Origin of the sequence: Microvirga sp. HBU67558 (assembly GCF_018069605.1) — a bacterium.
Classification (GTDB): domain Bacteria; phylum Pseudomonadota; class Alphaproteobacteria; order Rhizobiales; family Beijerinckiaceae; genus Microvirga; species Microvirga terrae.
Window position 1 is genome coordinate 1 of record NZ_JAGPUP010000019.1, and the last position, 235, is coordinate 235.

At 66.4% G+C, this 235-nt stretch carries 1 protein-coding gene; it reads right to left on the reverse strand.

What is annotated here, in order from left to right; all coding sequences use genetic code 11:
• Positions 1-215 (reverse strand): nitrous oxide reductase accessory protein NosL (locus KBI52_RS00080; protein WP_210804708.1); only part of this gene is annotated, 215 nt, incomplete at its 3' end.
• Positions 216-235 lie beyond the last annotated feature (20 nt).

The following is a 235-nucleotide window of genomic DNA, read 5'->3' on the forward strand; positions in this document are numbered from 1 at the left end:
CGGGCGGACGAGAACCAGACCGGATCCTTGCGGCTCGCCAGGATGATCTGCCCCTTCGGCCCGGTGTGCTCGAGCACGTTCATGCCGCAGTAATGGCCGATGGCCGCGTCCGTCATACCCTGCGGGGGCGGCGGAGCCTCGGCGGTCCTGTCGTCCTTGCATCCGGACAGGGCGAGAGCAGCCGCGAAGGCGGTGAGGAGGATGGTCTTTCTCATAGTTCTCTCCTGGAGAAGGC